This is a genomic window from Clostridium carboxidivorans P7 (assembly GCF_001038625.1).
In the GTDB taxonomy this organism is placed as follows: Bacteria; Bacillota; Clostridia; order Clostridiales; family Clostridiaceae; genus Clostridium_AM; species Clostridium_AM carboxidivorans.
Map to the genome: position 1 here is coordinate 5,596,768 of NZ_CP011803.1, position 17,230 is coordinate 5,613,997.

The 17,230-nt window shown below is 30.8% G+C and carries 15 protein-coding genes; all 15 read left to right on the forward strand.

What is annotated here, in order from left to right; genetic code table 11:
• Positions 1 to 148: 148 nt before the first annotated feature.
• The 15 genes from Ccar_RS25170 to Ccar_RS25240 all read left to right on the forward strand — a co-directional run bounded on the left by Ccar_RS25170 (position 149) and on the right by Ccar_RS25240 (position 17,225).
• The gene (locus Ccar_RS25170) at positions 149 to 5,260 is read left to right on the forward strand and encodes a DUF5050 domain-containing protein (protein WP_007059562.1); all 5,112 of its coding nucleotides are present in this window, start codon (positions 149 to 151) and stop codon (positions 5,258 to 5,260) included.
• 96 nt (positions 5,261 to 5,356) lie between these two features.
• Complete coding sequence (locus tag Ccar_RS25175; RefSeq protein WP_007059561.1) at positions 5,357 to 6,028, forward strand: hypothetical protein; 672 nt, start codon at positions 5,357 to 5,359, stop codon at positions 6,026 to 6,028.
• 216 nt (positions 6,029 to 6,244) lie between these two features.
• Positions 6,245 to 6,925, forward strand: a complete 681-nt coding sequence (locus Ccar_RS25180) for a hypothetical protein (RefSeq protein ID WP_007059560.1) — start codon at positions 6,245 to 6,247, stop codon at positions 6,923 to 6,925.
• A gap of 40 nt (positions 6,926 to 6,965) precedes the next feature.
• On the forward strand, positions 6,966 to 7,826 hold the full coding sequence (locus Ccar_RS25185) for a flagellin N-terminal helical domain-containing protein (protein WP_007059559.1): 861 nt from the start codon (positions 6,966 to 6,968) through the stop codon (positions 7,824 to 7,826).
• Between the two features lie 420 nt (positions 7,827 to 8,246).
• Positions 8,247 to 8,648 (forward strand): flagellar basal body rod protein FlgB, encoded by a 402-nt coding sequence (gene flgB, locus Ccar_RS25190; protein ID WP_007059558.1) that lies wholly within the window; start codon positions 8,247 to 8,249, stop codon positions 8,646 to 8,648.
• 28 nt (positions 8,649 to 8,676) lie between these two features.
• Positions 8,677 to 9,111, forward strand: a complete 435-nt coding sequence (flgC, locus tag Ccar_RS25195) for a flagellar basal body rod protein FlgC (RefSeq protein WP_007059557.1) — start codon at positions 8,677 to 8,679, stop codon at positions 9,109 to 9,111.
• Positions 9,112 to 9,122: 11 nt separating this feature from the next.
• Positions 9,123 to 9,434, forward strand: a complete 312-nt coding sequence (gene fliE, locus Ccar_RS25200) for a flagellar hook-basal body complex protein FliE (RefSeq protein ID WP_007059556.1) — start codon at positions 9,123 to 9,125, stop codon at positions 9,432 to 9,434.
• A 21-nt stretch (positions 9,435 to 9,455) separates the two neighbouring features.
• Complete coding sequence (fliF, locus tag Ccar_RS25205) at positions 9,456 to 11,045, forward strand: flagellar basal-body MS-ring/collar protein FliF (RefSeq protein ID WP_007059555.1); 1,590 nt, start codon at positions 9,456 to 9,458, stop codon at positions 11,043 to 11,045.
• A 6-nt stretch (positions 11,046 to 11,051) separates the two neighbouring features.
• Positions 11,052 to 12,068, forward strand: a complete 1,017-nt coding sequence (fliG, locus tag Ccar_RS25210; protein ID WP_007059554.1) for a flagellar motor switch protein FliG — start codon at positions 11,052 to 11,054, stop codon at positions 12,066 to 12,068.
• Positions 12,052 to 12,819: a FliH/SctL family protein gene (locus Ccar_RS25215; RefSeq protein ID WP_007059553.1), complete on the forward strand. Its 768-nt coding sequence runs from the start codon at positions 12,052 to 12,054 to the stop codon at positions 12,817 to 12,819. The genes fliG and Ccar_RS25215 overlap by 17 nt, the downstream gene beginning before the upstream one ends.
• Positions 12,820 to 12,831: 12 nt before the next feature.
• Positions 12,832 to 14,139: a flagellar protein export ATPase FliI gene (gene fliI / locus Ccar_RS25220; protein ID WP_007059552.1), complete on the forward strand. Its 1,308-nt coding sequence runs from the start codon at positions 12,832 to 12,834 to the stop codon at positions 14,137 to 14,139.
• 18 nt (positions 14,140 to 14,157) lie between these two features.
• Entirely contained in the window at positions 14,158 to 14,595 is a 438-nt protein-coding gene (fliJ, locus tag Ccar_RS25225; RefSeq protein WP_007059551.1) for a flagellar export protein FliJ, read from the forward strand.
• Between the two features lie 5 nt (positions 14,596 to 14,600).
• The gene (locus Ccar_RS25230; RefSeq protein ID WP_007059550.1) at positions 14,601 to 16,070 is read left to right on the forward strand and encodes a flagellar hook-length control protein FliK; all 1,470 of its coding nucleotides are present in this window, start codon (positions 14,601 to 14,603) and stop codon (positions 16,068 to 16,070) included.
• 37 nt (positions 16,071 to 16,107) lie between these two features.
• A complete protein-coding gene (locus Ccar_RS25235; RefSeq protein ID WP_007059549.1) occupies positions 16,108 to 16,815 on the forward strand; it encodes a flagellar hook assembly protein FlgD in 708 nt (235 codons plus the stop codon).
• 20 nt (positions 16,816 to 16,835) lie between these two features.
• The gene (locus tag Ccar_RS25240) at positions 16,836 to 17,225 is read left to right on the forward strand and encodes a TIGR02530 family flagellar biosynthesis protein (protein WP_007059548.1); all 390 of its coding nucleotides are present in this window, start codon (positions 16,836 to 16,838) and stop codon (positions 17,223 to 17,225) included.
• Positions 17,226 to 17,230 lie beyond the last annotated feature (5 nt).

The window sequence follows — 17,230 nt, forward strand, 5'->3', positions numbered from 1 at the left end:
TTTCCTAAAAAATTATTAACTAAAAAGTGTAAAATTTCTACAATATGTTACGAGTATAGAAATATGGATATTATTTTATAAAGAGCGTTGGTATTAACGTATTATAAAGGAATTACATGAAAATAAATTTGATGGAGGTAGGAAGATAATGAAAAAAACTAGATTGTTGGTAATGACAGCAGTTATTTCACTTGGTATATGTTCTAGTGTTTATGCTCAGTTGCCAGCTAATTCTATAGTTGTAGGAAATAATGTATATGATGTTACCTATTTTACAAATGATAGCAGTGGTACTAATACAGCTAAAGTAAATGATCAATTGGCAAATAATTTAGGTAATATATATTATGTAGATTCAACAGGTACAACAAAAGATATATTTACAAATTCAACTGTTACTGATAGTCAAATAGTATCTAGAGTAGGAAATACATTGACCTATTATCCAGGCAATGGAACAACTGAAAAAATAGTTACAGGTGCAGATGGTAACTATCAACCTCCTACTATAGCTAATGGGGCCACTACTATAGTTCATGTTACTTATAAGCAATTACCTGGAGGATTATATTTGTTTACATGTCAGATAAGTCAGTTATCAGGAGTAACTGGTGCAGCTTATTTTCAAGTTGGAAATAGTACTATAACACCATTAACTGATCTGGTTAATTACATGGGACAACTTTCAGCTGGAGCTAATGGTTTACTCCATATATATGCTAGTGATGGAGTTACAGAATTGGCAAATGGGTATTTAAATTTAGTTACAAATGGAAATGCTTCTGGAGATGTAAACTTAACAGTCACTTTGCAGTTGACAGGAAATTCAACAGGAGTTGATTCATCTACTTTAGGAAACAAAGCTTATAATATAACTAATAATGGTTTTGCCAGTATTGATAAGAGTGGAAAATGGATTTATTACAGTAATACAGGTGATGGTAATAAGCTTTATAGAAAAAGTGTAACTGGTACAAGTGATTTTCTTATTAGCAATGATAATGTAAAGTTTATAAACGTAATTGGAGATTGGGTATATTATAGTAATTATAGTGATGGTGGAAAGATTTATAAAGTACAGACAGATGGAACTCAAAGACAAAAAGTTTCAGATAACATGGCTTCATATATAAATGTTAAGGGAGACTCAATATATTATATTAATCATGGTGATAGAGATAGAATATATGTACTAAATTCAAAAGGAAACAATATGCTTTTGACTGATCCAGCATCATATTTAAGTGTTACAGGAAACTATTTGTTCTATATTAATACTGCTGACTACAATAGATTGTACAGTTATGACATACAAAATAGTAGAAAAGCAAGAATAAGTACTATAAATACAAAATTTGTTAATGCTTGTAATGATTATTTAGTATTTTATACAGGATATGATGGTGTATTGTACAGGTCTACAAATGCTGAAGGTCAGAATCCAGTGCCAATGACTGTAACTACTAATGTAGCTTCAAAAGCTGGTGCTTATACAACGTTGACTGATAAAGCTACACAAATATGTGCTACTGATGATAATGACATATATTATATAAGTTATGTAGATGGTAATAAAATATACAAATTGGATACTACAGGTAATGGATATAAGGTGGTAGATGACTCAGCCAATTATATGAATATAATAGGTGATGACTTGTATTATTCAAAAGCTGGAAAGGCTTACATTGCTTCTAAAGATGGAGATGGAACTCAAAAGGGAATTGCTATAAAAAAACCTAAGTTAACCAATAAAGTAGTGACCATTAATCCTATACCGACGTATACAACAGATGATATAACAAAATTTAATTTTCCAGAGACTGTATCTTGTATAATGAGTGATGGAAGTCAACAGACTTTAGTAGTAGCTTGGAATAAAACGATACCTAAGTCAAGCAAAGGTGTTTATACTTTTAAAGGAACTATATTAGGATATGGAAATACAGTTACATTAAGTGTAGCGTTAGATTCTGGAGCTATTGATGCTAATAATGTAAAAATTGTGAATAATGTAGGAAGTAAAGATACAATTAGTATTACAGGATTAACTACTGGTGATGTTGTAAATGTTTATAACAATATAACAGATACAAAACCATTAAAAACAGCTACTGTAGATGCAAATGGAAATGTAAACATGACAGGACTAAATCTTTCTCCTGATGGTGGAAATGTATATATTAGTTTAACTAAGACGGGAAGATTAGAAGGTAGTAAGGTAGCTGTTCAATATCAAGCAGAAGCACCAGTAGGATTTGCAGTAGATGCAACTAATCAAAATGTAACTGGATTAAAACCTGGTAAATCATATAAGATTTATATACAAGATGAAAATTTAGATGGAACTGTGCCAGCTTTAGATGGTTTACAGATTTCTACAACAGCAAATAGTAGTGGAGTTATTAATGTTCCTACTATGATATCTAAGATAGATGGAAATACCAATTTGAAGCAAATGCTTAGAGTGGTTGCTTCAAGTACTGTAGATAGTGCTCCTTCAGCACCAGTTGAAATAAGTAGAGCAGTGGTACCTGATTACGTAGGTATTGATTTAAATCTTGGAAGAATTACAGGAACTACTACAGGAATGTCATTTACTTATAATGATCCTGATAGTTCAACAGCAGCATGGACTACTTGTGAATCGGGATCTACACCAATTTCAATGACTAGGTCTCTGCAAGTAGCTGTTAAAATTGGTGCTTCAGGACCAGTACTTGAAAGTAAACCTGCAAAATATGGATTATTCCCATTACCTATAATAACAGGATTGACAAATGGTGGAACTTACACGACTAAAGCAGATGCAGCAACTGGTAAGGAATTATTCCCAACTGTAACATGGAATAGCAATACGTCTGATGCAGCATCAGGTACAACAATAACTTATGTTGCAACTCTAACTAAAGATGGGGTAGCATTATCTTCTCCAGCAGATGGAACTGCTTTACTTAATGAAATAAAAACAGCAGGAGATGGAAATTATGTTTTAACAGTAACAGGAACCAAAACTGTTCCATCAATGAATCCAACTTCTGCATCAAACAGTACTAAAATTAAGTTTACAGTAAGTTCAGCAATACCTTCACCAGTTGATATAAGCTTTGTTGAAAAAGCAGGTACACTCTCAACTAATAAAGTTCCAACACTTTATCAAGCAACACCAACATGGCTAAATTTGGCAGGAACCGTTGCAACAACAGTACTTCAGAGAGTAGATTATTCAAATTCAATTAGTGATCCTACAGCTGACAGTGTATGGACAAATGCGGCTAAAGTAGCTTTTGTACAAAATTCAACTATACAGCAGGATGGATATTATAAATTAACAGTTACATCTAAGAGTAATGAAAATGGAGCAACAAGTATATCAACAAAGGTATTTAGAGTTGATACAACGGATGTGGCAACATCACCAACAGTTTCAGGAGTAACAGAAGGAGCAATTTATAATGAAACTAGTCCAATAACTACTAATGGAATAACGATAACAGATGTAGATTCAAATAATGTTACTAAAGCTACAATAATGAGAGATGGATATGAAACTGATTATAATTCAGGTAAAGCAATAACAGTTAATGGAAATTATGTATTGAAGTTAAATACTACAAACATTATAAATGGAGCTACAACTATAAAAACTATAAACTTTAAAATGGATAGTGCAAATAATGATCCAACACAAAATCCACCAGACGCACCAACGACTGCAACATTTACATTCAATAGTAATGGTACTGCACAGCTTGGAAGTGTAAATACTACTGAAGAATATAGTGTAAATAATGGACAATCATGGATACCGGTAACATCACAAGGAACTCAATTGATTACTTCAACAACTGAATTGAATTCATTGAACAGTACTAGTACAAATGGTGTACAAGTAAGATATAAAGCAAATGGAAATACACCAGCTTCAGAGGCGCAAATTATTTTATTAACACAGTCACCAGCAGCACCAAATCTAACATTTAGCTTTGGTGGATATGATTCAAACAACAAATTAGTAGGCACATTAAGTGGAGCTGCACAATATAGTGTAAATGGTGGATTAACATGGAAAGATGTAGATGGAAGTAAGAATTTACAATCAGGAGATGCAGAGCTTATAAATACAACTAATGGTGTATGGATTAGAACAAAAGCATCAGGTACTACTAAAGCTTCTAATGTTGAAAAAATATCTATAAGTCAAGCAGGAGTACCAAGTGTAACATCATCAGTGGAATCAACAGCAACAGAAACCAAAGTCAAGTTAACTAGTCTTCAAACAGGATTAGAGTATAGAGTGAAGACAGCTAGTACAACAGGTAACTGGACTGATTTAGATGCAAATCCTATACCAGTAACACAAGCAGGTTCCATAGAAGTAAGAAGTAAAGCGGTAGGTACTGCAATGCCAGGATTTATGACAACTATAACTATACAAGCAGCACCAAGTGCAGCTATAGATTACAATAATGAACAAATTACGGGAGTTAATGGTAATAGTATGCAGTGGTCTAGTGATGGAACTACATGGAATACATTTAGTGGTAATACTATAGATCTTAATAGTAACAGTCTAATACCAGCTAATGGTTCTAGTGCTCAAGATGTTTATATAACTTATACACCAACAGGTGCTTCTGTGGGATTAACTAAGCATTTAACAATTAATCCAAGACAGCAGACTATTGATACTACTGGAATAAGTGCATCAATAGTAACTTCAACTGGAGTAGTTACTATTGCTGGATTAAATCCTAGTCAGGTAAATGCATATGAGGTAGAAACTTCAACAGATGGAGGAAGTAATTGGTCATCCTCAAGTATTGCAATAGCTTCTACAGATGCAAATGGAATTGGAACTGTAACTGCAACAGGTTCAGTAAATGCTATTAGAATTAGGCTAAAACCAACATCAACAGCATCAGCAAGTGAATATTCATCTAAGGTTACTGTAACAGCTGCATCCGTTAAAGCATCAGGAACTATAACCTTTGGATCTCCAGCAAATGATGATACTGTAACAGTTGCAGGAGTAAAATTTACCAAAGCAGCTTCTAAAACTAGTAATACTAATTTTTCTACTGCAGATGAATTAGTAGCAGATATTAATGCTTTAGTATCTAGTGTTACTGCAACAAATGTAAGTGGAACTATAACTATAACAGCTAAAACAGAAGGTGTAGCTGGAAATAGCATAACATTAGCGAAAACAGGAAGTGCACTTACAATTTTAGAAACTCATTTAACAGGTGGACAATAACCTTTGAAAATAAAATTTTCTAAAAGTAAAAAGGGGAAAGGAACAAACCTTTCTCCTTAGTTTTAACTATTAATCAGTAAATAGGAGGGAACTAAGTTGACCAAAAAAATTAAAAAATATGCTTTACTATTTTTTTCAATGTTTATATTTATATTTTTTAGTGGTAATGAAGTTTTAGCTGCTGATAATAATGTTTTAAATATGGGAACTAAAACTATAACTAATGTAAATAAAACATGGACAATAACTTTTAACAAACCAATAGATTTTGATTCTATTCAAGGTAATATAGAAATTAAGGATGTTACTTCTGGTAATAATCTTTCAATAACTCCATTACAAGGTGATAGTAAAGCTGTTGTTAAAGTAAGTGCTCCTACAGGGGGTTACATAGTAGGTCATAGTTATCAAATAATTTTGAATAGAAATATAAAATTGATTAGTGGTGGTTCATTAGAAAAAAATATTACATTTAATTTTGTAGTTCAATCAAAGAGTACTAATTATACTATAACTGCAAATGTAACAGTTTCATCTGCTATTAGCATTTTTAAACAAATAACAATAACTTCTACGAATTTGCCAGGTGCAGTAAAATATAAAATTGAGGGAAATAATAATCTATATGATATAGGAAAACCTATGGTTTTATTATCAGGCAAAAGTACTGTTAAAGTTTATATATGCGATTCAACAGGGAATATACTTGGAACAGCAGATATGGATGTTTCAACTACTAAAAGTAATATGAGTTTAAATTTCAACTAATTAAAGAAATGTTATCTGTAGGCTGGAGTAAGATTCTGGTCTACTTATTTTTGTTGATATGAAAAAATATTTAATAAAGTATATATTAGGTAGTTAAAATGGAAAGTTGTTAATAATTCACATCAAACTAAAGTTGTAAAATGTGTTAATTACCATAAAGAAATACCTATGTATTGACGATAATAAATAAGTAATACTTTAAAGGAGGAATATAAATTGAAAAAAATTATAGGAAAAGCTGTTTTTATTTTAGTCTTTATAATGACTTGTTGTGTTTCTTATGGTGCTTTAAGTGTTTCAGCAGCAGAAGATTTTAATGATATGGGAAATAGAGCTATAAGTGATGTAAATAAGGTTTGGATGCTGCAATTTAGAGCACCAGTAGATATTAGTTCATTAAGTAATAATGTTAGTATGCAAGATCTTACAGATGGAGGATATGTTAATGTTACTGTTTCGGCAGGAGATAACGAGAATTTAGCAAAGGTTAACCCGCCTTCAGGTGGTTATAAAATGTCACATAAATATAAATTAACTATATGGAAAAATACTAAATCTAAAAAAGGAGAAAATTTACCGAAATCTGTAGTATTAAATTTCAGTCTAAATTCTAAAGATAATAATGAATATACTACTTCAGCTAATGTATTAGTTGCTCAGGCTATTCCTGAAATTAAGAAAATAACTATATCTACAAATTTACCTTCTGTTTCTAAATATAAAATATATGGAAATAAAAACTTTTTTAATATTGGAGATACTTGTGCTTCATTAGTAGCAGGAAACACAGTAGAAGTTTATTTATATGATAATAAAGGAAATTTACTTGGAACTTCTATATTGGATGTAGATTCCACACAAAGTAACATTAACATAAAGGTAACATTAGCAAATTAAAAATAAAAATTAATTTTTTATGTGATTTGGGGTGAATAATATGAGATTAAATCATAATTCAGCATCGCTAAATGTATATACAGCTTATTCAAAATCATTGAGGAGCCAAAGTGTTGCAATGGGAAGAATATCTTCAGGATATAAAGTAAATAATGCTAAGGATAGTCCTAATGGTATTGCTGATAGTGAAAGAATTAGAATGCAAATACGTGGACTTCAAATGGCAGCGAGAAATTCACAAGATGGTATGAGCATGCTTCAAACTGCTGAGGGTGGGCTAGATGAAATGACTTCAATGATTCAGAGGGTGAGGGAACTTGTAGTGCAATCAGGAAGTGGTTCAAATAATCCAGGTGATAAACAAGTTATACAAAATGAAATTGATCAAATGATAGACGGAATGGATAATATAGCTAATAATACTGAGTTTAATGGGTTAAAACTGTTAGGGCAAGAAAAGGACTTAGAAATGCTTGTAGGTGCTAATGTAGGAGAGAGTATTATTGTACCTCAAAAGGATGTAACTTCTAAAAATTTGAAAACTTCAGATGGAAAAAGTTTGTCACAATTAAAATCTGGTGATTTATATAACATAACTAATGGTAATAATATTGATGATGCTTTAAATATTATAGATCAATCTTTGAATAGCATAGTTTCTATAAGAAGTGGGTATGGGGCATTAGAAAATAGATTTCAAGAAAGCTTTGATGATGCCACTGAAATGTCTGATAGGCTAGAATCTGCAGATAGTGGAATTCGTGATACGGATATAGCTGAGGAAATGGTTAATTATAGCAGAGCAAGTATACTTGTTCAAGCAGGAAATGCTATGATGGTTCAAACAAATAAGTTACCACAGGATGCATTAAAAATACTTGAAAACGTAAGAAGTAAATAATGTGAGAAAAACAGTACCAAATTTAGAAGTTAAATTGGTACTGTTTTTTTGTTAAAAATTGAGTATTAATGCTATTTGTTGTGAAAATTTTACAAAATTGAATTTGCATAAAATTGCATTTTAAAATTATATAGTAAAACATACCTTGATATTGTATAATAATAAGGACAAAATAGTATTATTTAAATCAAGTTTTTAAATTTTGAAATAAAAAACAAAAAAACGTTAATATGTTTTTAAGTGGAATTAAAACATTATGCTAAAAATAATAAAAAAATTACAAGAACTTTTTTAAAAATTAACATTTATTTTAGATTTTATGATAAAATAGTTTATATTGAGTTCGTTTTAATGTAAAATAAAATTATATTAAAATTGTAGAAATTATGGAGAAATTTATATGAAAATGGGGGATTGGAGTTGAATATAGGGAGTATTTCTAAAGATCAAGAAGTTTATAATTTGATAAAAAAAGGGCTAGATGCTTCCACAGAAAGAAGTAAGGCAACAGCTGATAACATTGCCAACATAAATACAAAAGGATATAAAAGAAAATATGTAACTTTTGAAGAAACTTTGCAAAGCAATATGGATGATTTAGATTTGAAAACTACAGATGATAAACATATTAAGTTACAAGAAAATTATGGACAAATAAATACAAAGACAGATAACTCTACTAGCATGAATGAAGATGGGAATAATGTAGATATAGAAAATGAAAAAACTAATCAAGCTGCAAATACACTTATGTATATGGCTCTATTAAATCAGGCTAATAGTAGATTAACCTCAGAAAAATATGTTATTAGTGGAAAATAATTTTAATGGCTAAGAAAGGAGAATTTTTATGATTAAAGCATTTAATAATTTAAGAATAAGTGCCAGTGGACTTTCAGCAGAAAGACTTAGAATGGATACAATAGCTTCTAATATAGCTAATGTAGATACTACCAGGGGTGCCAATGGACAACCATATAGAAGAAAAATTGCAGTTTTTCAAGAAAATTTAAATACACAGCTAAATAAACAGAATGGGAAGTATGAACAAACTCCTCTTGGAGTAAAGGCTGTTGGAATTGTAGATGATGAATCTCCACTTAGAAGAGTTTATGATCCATCTAATCCTGATGCAGATGCTCAAGGATATGTGTCTAAACCAAATGTAAATGTATTAAATGAAATGGCAGATATGATGGTAGCTACAAGAGCTTATGAAGCTAATATAGATGCTATTAGTTCTGAAAAGACTATGTTTTCAAAAGCTCTAGAAATTGGAAGGTAGGGTAAATTATTATGAAAATAAATGAATTTGTTCCTGATAGTAAAATTTTTCAGGGAATTGGAATTGGCAATAATGATAAAAACGGAAATGCAGAAACTCAATCAGTTGGATTTGGGGAATTTTTAAAAGGAAAATTGGATGAAGTAAATGCTCAGCAAATAAAATCAGAAGATACTACTGAAAGCTTTATAAAAGGTGATGAAACAAATATACATAAAGTTATGTTAGATACTGAAGAAGCAAAGATGTCATTAGAACTTGCAGTCCAAATCAGGAATAAGTTCGTGGAAGCCTATCAAGAATTAAATAGGACGCAGTTATAGTAGGTAAGGAGTGCTAAGTTAATGGGTAAGCTATCACAAGTTTTTAAAAATTTAATAGAAAAGTGGAAGGGCTTAAGTAAAAAAAAGAAGATAGCTTTTGGAATAATTTTCACAGCGGTTATAGGTGCTTTAATATATCTAGGCATATATTTTGGTTCAACAAAATATGATGTTTTATTTTCTAATATGAGTTCTACAGATTCTGCAGCAGTTTATAAACAATTGCAAGCTGATAAGGTTGATGCAAAAGTTCAAGGAAATTCTATATTAGTACCTAAAGGTCAAGTTGATAAATTAAGAATGCAGATGTTGTCAGAAGTTAATATGACTAATGGAAGCCAAGGGTTTGAACTTTTAGATAAAACGAAATTAGGATCTACGGATGCGGAAATGAAAATAAATTATCAAAGAGCTCTTCAAGGAGAACTAGAGAGAACCATAAAAGGTCTTCCAGAAATACAAAATGCTAGAGTAAGTCTTGTACTTCCAGATGATACACAATTCGTTAAAGATACTCAACCAGGAAGTGCTTCTGTAACTTTGCAGATGAAACAAGGACAAAAGTTAAATTCTGATCAAGTAAAAGCTTTAGTGGCTTTAGTATCAGGAAGTGTTAAGAATGTACCTAAGGAAAATGTACAAATAATTGATGATAAGTTAGCTTTACTTTCAAAGGATCTTTTTAATGATAAAAAGGATATAACTAGTGATTCTACTACTTCGGCAGAAAAGCAACAGGAGTTAAAACAGCAATATGAAAAAGAATTAGAAAAGAAACTTTCCAATATGCTGGAAGCTGTTTATGGTAAGGATAAGGTTAAGGTTAAAGTTAATGCTGATTTGGATTTCGATGCTGTGCAGCAGGATTCAACTACCTATGATCCTAAAAGTGTTGTAGTAAGTGAACATAATGTAAAAGATACATCTACAGGTGGACAAGGAACTGCAACATCTAGTAGTCCTGTAGATAATAATATGACTAATACTACAACTAATAACACTGGAAATGGTTCATCAACACATGATGAAAGTACTAAGAATTATGATGTATCAGAAGTAAAACAAAAGACTATAAAGGCACCAGGTGCAGTTAAAAGATTGACAGCTTCTGTAGCTTTAGATGGAAATGTGGATCCTACTACTAAAACTTCTATAAGTAATCTTGCAGTATCAGCTATAGGCTATGATGCTAAAAGAGGAGATACTATAAATGTAGAGGGTATTCCTTTTGATACTACATTAAAGGATCAAGCTAAAAAAGATTTGGATGCTATGAATAAAGCAACTGATCAAGCTAAGAAAACTAAAACTTATATAATGCTTGGAATTTTAGCAGCAGTAATCCTTGGTGCAGCAGTAGCTCTATTCTTGTGGAGAAGAAAGAAGAGAGAAGAGGAAGAAGATTTATTTGATGAGGAAACTGGCGGAATTGATGTAATTGTAGGAGATGAAATGGAACCTACAAAACAGCAATTTAAATATAAGCCTGTGGATCTTGAAAGTGAAAATGAACAGACACATGTGGAAAATGAAATAAAGAACTATGCAAAGGAAAAGCCAGAACAGGTTGCAGATATTGTAAAATCATGGCTAGCAGAAGATGAGAGGTGATAAAATTTGGCAAGAGAAAATGAAAAATTAACAGGTGTTCAAAAAGCAGCCATATTATTCATAACTCTTGGTCCAGAGGCTTCTGCAGGAATAATTAAGAAATTGCCAGAGTCGGAAATACAGAAAATAACCTATGAAATAGCTAATATAGCATCAGTTAAGTCCGAACAGAAACAGGAAATACTTGCAGAGTTTATAGAAATGAATAAGGCTAAAGATTACTTAACTGAAGGTGGAATGGAATATGCTAAAAACCTTTTAGCCAAAGCATTAGGTAGTCAAAGAGCTATGGAAATATTGGACAAGGTTACAGAAGCTACACAGCAATTTAGGCCTTTTGCAATAGCTAGAAAGGCAGATGCTCATCAACTTTTAAATATAATAACTAATGAGCATCCACAAACTATTGCTCTTATACTATGTTATCTTCAATCAGATAAATCAGGACAAATATTATCTGCATTACCAGAAGATGTGCAGGCAGAAGTAGCTTACAGAATAGCTACAATGAGTAATACATCTCCAGTAGTGGTAAAGGAAATTGAAAAAGTTTTGGATGGTAAGTTATCTTCAGTAGTTAAATCTGATATGAAGGTAATTGGTGGAGTTCAAACTATAGTAGATATACTTAACCAAGTTGATAGAACTACAGAGAAAAATATTACTGAAGGTCTTGAAAAAGAAGATGCTGAATTGGCAGAAAAAGTTAAAGAGTCTATGTTTGTATTTGAAGACATTATTACTCTTGATGATGTTTCTATCCAAAGAGTTCTTAGAGAAGTTGAAAACAAAGAACTTGGATTGGCACTTAAAGGCTGTTCAGAAGAAGTTGCAAATTCTATTTTTAGAAATCAATCTAAGAGAGCAGCTGCTGCTTTAAAGGAAGATATAGAATTCCTTGGACCAGTAAGACTTATGGATGTGGAAAAAGCTCAACAGAGAATTGTAAGCATTATAAGAAGATTAGATGAAGCTGGAGAGATAGTAATATCAAGAGGTGGAGAAGATGCAATCATCGTATAGGATTATTAAAAATACCAGAGTAGATGAAGACGGCTTAAAAAAAATAATAACAGAATTTGAGACAAAAGAAGAAGTTGAACAAAAAAATTTGGCAGAAACTAATGCTAAAACCTTTATAGATAGTTATGAAAATTTAGCTAAAACTATGTTGGAAAATGCTAGAAAACAAAGTGATGGTTTGCTTTCAAAAGCTTTTATAGAAGCAGAAAGATTACAAAAGGAAGCTTATGAAAAAGGCTATGATGAAGGAATGCAAAAGGGCTATGATGATGGATTTAATAAATCTTATGAAGATGGTTATAAAAAAAATTTAGAAAAGGCTCAAGCAGAAGGACAATTGATTAAGGATAATGCGGATAACATATTAAGGACTTGTAAAGAGGAAAAAGAAATATATTTAAAAGAAAAAGAACAAGAAATAAGAAATTTGATAGTAAATTGTGTAGAAGCTGTTTTGAAGAGAGAAGTTAAGGATGAAGCAGCATTAAATGATGTAATATTCCAGGCTTTATCTACAGTAAAGAATACCAAAACTTTCATAATAAAAAGTAATGAAATCTATTGTGAAGAGTTGAAAAATAAAGTAGAATTATGGAAAGAGCAACTTCCATTTAGAGGAGATATTTTCATTATTCCTGATAAAGATGTAGAAATTGGTAAAGCCGTTATTGAAAGAGAAAATGGTAAAGTTGTAGTTGATGTGAATATAGCTATGGAAAAGATAAAAGAAATAGTGCTTAAAGGTCAGTAGGCAGGTGTTTTTATGATTGATATAAACTTCAATTTCTTGAACAAAAAATTGGAAGAAACGGATTTTAATTATTCAGAGGGAATTGTAAGTAAGGTTATAGGTCTTACAATAGAGGTAGAAGGAATAAAGTCATTTGTTGGTGAGGTTTGCACAATATATAATGAAAAAAATCACCCTGTTACTTGTGAGGTTGTTGGTTTTAGAGAAAAAAATGTTATATTGATGCCTTTAGGAGAGTTGATAGGTATTGCACCTGGATGCAGAGTTGTACCAGAAGGAATGCCTTTAAGTGTGAAATGCTCAGATGAACTTTTTGGAAAAGTTTTAGATGGACTTGGACAACCTTTAAATGGAGAAGAAATAGATATAGGAACTGTATATCCACTAGATACTGAACCACCGGATCCTTTAAAAAGAAGGAGAATAAAAGAGGTTATACCTACAGGAATCCGTGCTATTGACGGTTTTACAACCTGTGGAGAAGGACAGAGAATTGGTATTTTTGCAGGTAGTGGTGTAGGAAAGAGTACAACCCTTGGTATGATTGCAAGGTATGCAGAAGCTGATGTCAATGTAATTGCTCTTATAGGTGAAAGAGGAAGAGAAGTTAAAGACTTTATAGAAAAAGATTTAGGCGAAGAAGGCATGAAAAAATCTATAATTGTTTGTGCGACTTCGGACAAGCCTGCTCTAGTAAGACTTAAAGGTGCTTTTACTGCTACAGCAATTGCAGAGTATTTCAGGGATAGAGGCAATAAAGTAATACTTATGATGGATTCTGTAACCAGATTTGCTATGGCACAAAGAGAAATAGGACTTGCTATAGGAGAGCCACCAGCAACAAAGGGATATACACCTTCTGTTTTTGCAATGCTTCCTAGACTTATGGAAAGAGCAGGAATGTCAGATAAAGGTTCAATTACTGCTTTTTACACAGTATTAGTAGATGGTGATGATTTCAATGAACCTATAGCAGATGCGGTAAGAGGTATATTAGATGGACATATTGTGTTATCTCGTGCTTTAGCTGCTAAAAATCATTACCCAGCTATAGATATACTTAGCAGCATAAGTAGACTTATGTCTGAAGTGGCAGAAGATGAGCATAAAAAAGCAGCCTCCTTTGCTAGAGATCTTCTTGCAACTTATAAGAATTCTGAGGATTTGATAAATATTGGAGCTTATGTAAAAGGTAGTAATGAAAAAGTAGATACTTCAATTCAGTATTATGATGACATAATAGGCTACTTAAAACAGGGGATGAAAGAACATACAACCTTTTCAGAAAGTGTATTAAGTTTAGAAAATATTTTTCAATAAAAGCTAAGGGGGGATTTTATGAGTAAGTACAATTTTAGATTACAAAAGCTTTTAGACATCAGAGTGGATAAAGAAGAAGAAAGCAAAAGAAATTTTACTGAAGCTCAAAACCAGAAATTAAAAGTTGAGACAAAATTAGAAGAACTTAATGCAAGTTATGAAAAGTATAGGAATATTAACAGCGATGAATCAGCTATAAAACGTAGAATAACGCATATATACTTAAATGCAATAAATTATAGTATAAATGAGACTGCAGAAGAACTTAAGCAGAAAGAAAAAATTTTAGAAGATAAAAGATATGATTTAAAGCAAAAGCAAATTGACAGAAAAACAGTTGAAATACTCAAGGAAAAAGGTGAAAAGGCATTTTTAAAAGAGCAAAATCTAATAGAGCAAAGAAATAATGATGAATTTGCTCTATATGGATTTATAAGAAATCATGAAAGGAGGTGAAAAAAATGAATACAAGCATGAATGTTTTGAGTGTGGTAAGCAATACTAATAGCACTAATAATAGTGTTAACTACAAAAGTGATACTTCAAAGAATAGTAATGCATTTAATGATGTATTATCCAAAACAACTTCAGTAAGGCAGGATGCTCAAACTTCCAATAAAAATGATAAGTCCCAGGATTTAAAAGATTCTAAATTCGAAATTTCTGAGGAAACTAAAACTGCTTTAAAGGAAGCAGGTTTATCTGATAAGGATATAGAAAATATCAAATCACCAGATGATTTGAAAAATGTTATAGTAGAAAAAATATTGAACAAAGATTCAAATAGTAAAATAGATTCAGATAAGTTACTAATGCTTTTAGTATCCCTTTTAAAAGTTGATACTAAAGATTTACAAAATTTAAAAGCAAATACTATATCCGACATAAAAGATGCTGTAAATTCTGTTGTTAAAGCAATAGGAAATGAAGGTGAAAATCTTACTGGAGATAAGCTTTCACAAATTTTAAATTCCGCTGGAGATAAATTTAAGGAAGCTTTGGATAAAAATCTTTCAAAAGTGCAAGATCCAACATTAAAATTACTTTTAACTAAAGAAGTAGTTTCTCAAGTAGAAAAAGAAGTAATACCACAAATAACTGAAAATTTAAGTAAAACTAGTATGCCTACAGCTTCACAAGATATTGTAAGTAAACTTCAACAAGAGCTTAAGTCAGCTTTAAATGCAAGCTTAAATGATGTAAATTCACAGAAAAATGTAAATAAGGACAGCAAAATTAATACTTTAGATTTTAAAGAAACTTATAAAGAAGCTTCAAATGATAAAAATCTTTATCAAACATCTGTTAGCAGTAAGGAGCAAAATCAAAATACTGATGAAAATTATTCTTCTTCAAATAAGGAAACATCAAAGGAAGATAACTTTTTAAAATCTCTTACTAGTGATGAAAACAAAGAAGATAAAATTTCAAAAGCTACAAATTTTATGACTCAATTTAATAATATAAATAAAAATATTAAAGTAGATGATGTAGCTGATGTGGTAATAAGCAAAAATAATATGGCTAATGATGTAATAAAAACCTTAAAATATATGGAAACTAACAATATAAAGAATTTAACAGTAAAAATTGCACCTAAAGAATTAGGAGAAGTTATTATAAAGCTTACTATGGAAGGCGGAGTTATGAAAGCATCTATTGGTGCTTCAAATAAAGAGGCTTTTAATTTATTGAATTCCAATATGTCAGATATGACACAAAAACTTCAAAATAATGACACAAAGATTAATAGTCTTTCTTTAAATATTTATAATGAAGATACTACTTTCTTTAAAGATGGTTCAAATCAGGGAAATAATGAAAATAGTAAAAATCATAAAAAGTCTAAGAGTATAAGTGGTATAGAAGAAATAGCAAATGAAGTAGAAGATCAAAATGAAATAGACAGCAATTTAAATATTTTAGCATAGTAAAGGCTTAATTTTTTAAAAGTTAGGAGGTAAAGATATGGCTGGAGTAAATACTGCTACAAATTCTAGTGATGTTAATAAAACTAATGATAGTAATGCTACTAAAACTTCAAGAGGCACTAGAATAGTAAAAAAAGGTCAGGATATGGATAAAAATGCATTTTTTAAAATCTTGGCTGCAGAATTATCAAATCAGGATCCTTCAAATGCTAAAGATGGTACTGAATATGTATCACAGATGGCACAGTTTTCAAGCTTGGAACAAATGGTTAATTTAAACACTACTATGAAGCTTACAGGTGCTAATAATTTAATAGGTAAAACTGTAAATTTAAATAAACTTGATCCAAATGGAAAGTTTTATAGTGGATTAGTAAGCAGTGTAGTTAAAAGTGGTGATACTGTACAGTTAAATGTGCTAGTTGGAACTAAAAAAGATGAAAAAGGGAATGAAGTTCCTGATATTGAAAAATTTGACATCGAAAATGTGACTGAAATAGATGATATGGTAAGTTTAAATAAGTATACAAATGATGCAGATGGTACTGCTGAGTTTTTAAATGCTTCAGTTTTAATTGGCAAAAAAGTTGAACTAAATCAACAAGATAGTAGTAAGAAAAATTATGTTGGAATAGTAAAGGGAGTATCAAGAAATGCTAATGGTGTAGAACTGAATGTAGATATTGGAAATAACGAAATTAAAAAGTTTTTGTACCATGACGTAATTTCAGTAAATGAAAGTTAGTTTGCAGGAAGAGTGATACTATGGGATATAGAGTTATTAATGGTAAACTTTGTTTGATTCAAGATTTCCAAGGTTATAACAGCAGCAATAATAAAGCTAAGGAAAATAGTAATGCTTCTTTTAAAGATTTATTAAATAGAAAAATAGATAGTAAAGAAGGCTTTGTTATATCCAATCACGCAGTTGAAAGACTCAAGGAAAGAAATATAAATTTTGATGAAAATGATATGAAAAATATAAATGAAGGTATTAATAAAGCAGAACAAAAAGGAAGCAAAGAAACTCTAATTCTTTATAAAGATACAGCACTTATAACTTCAATAAAAAACAGAACTATTATTACAGCGATGGCTAAAGAAAATAGTAAAAACAATGTTTTTACAAATATTGATAGTGTAGTTATATTATAAAGGCA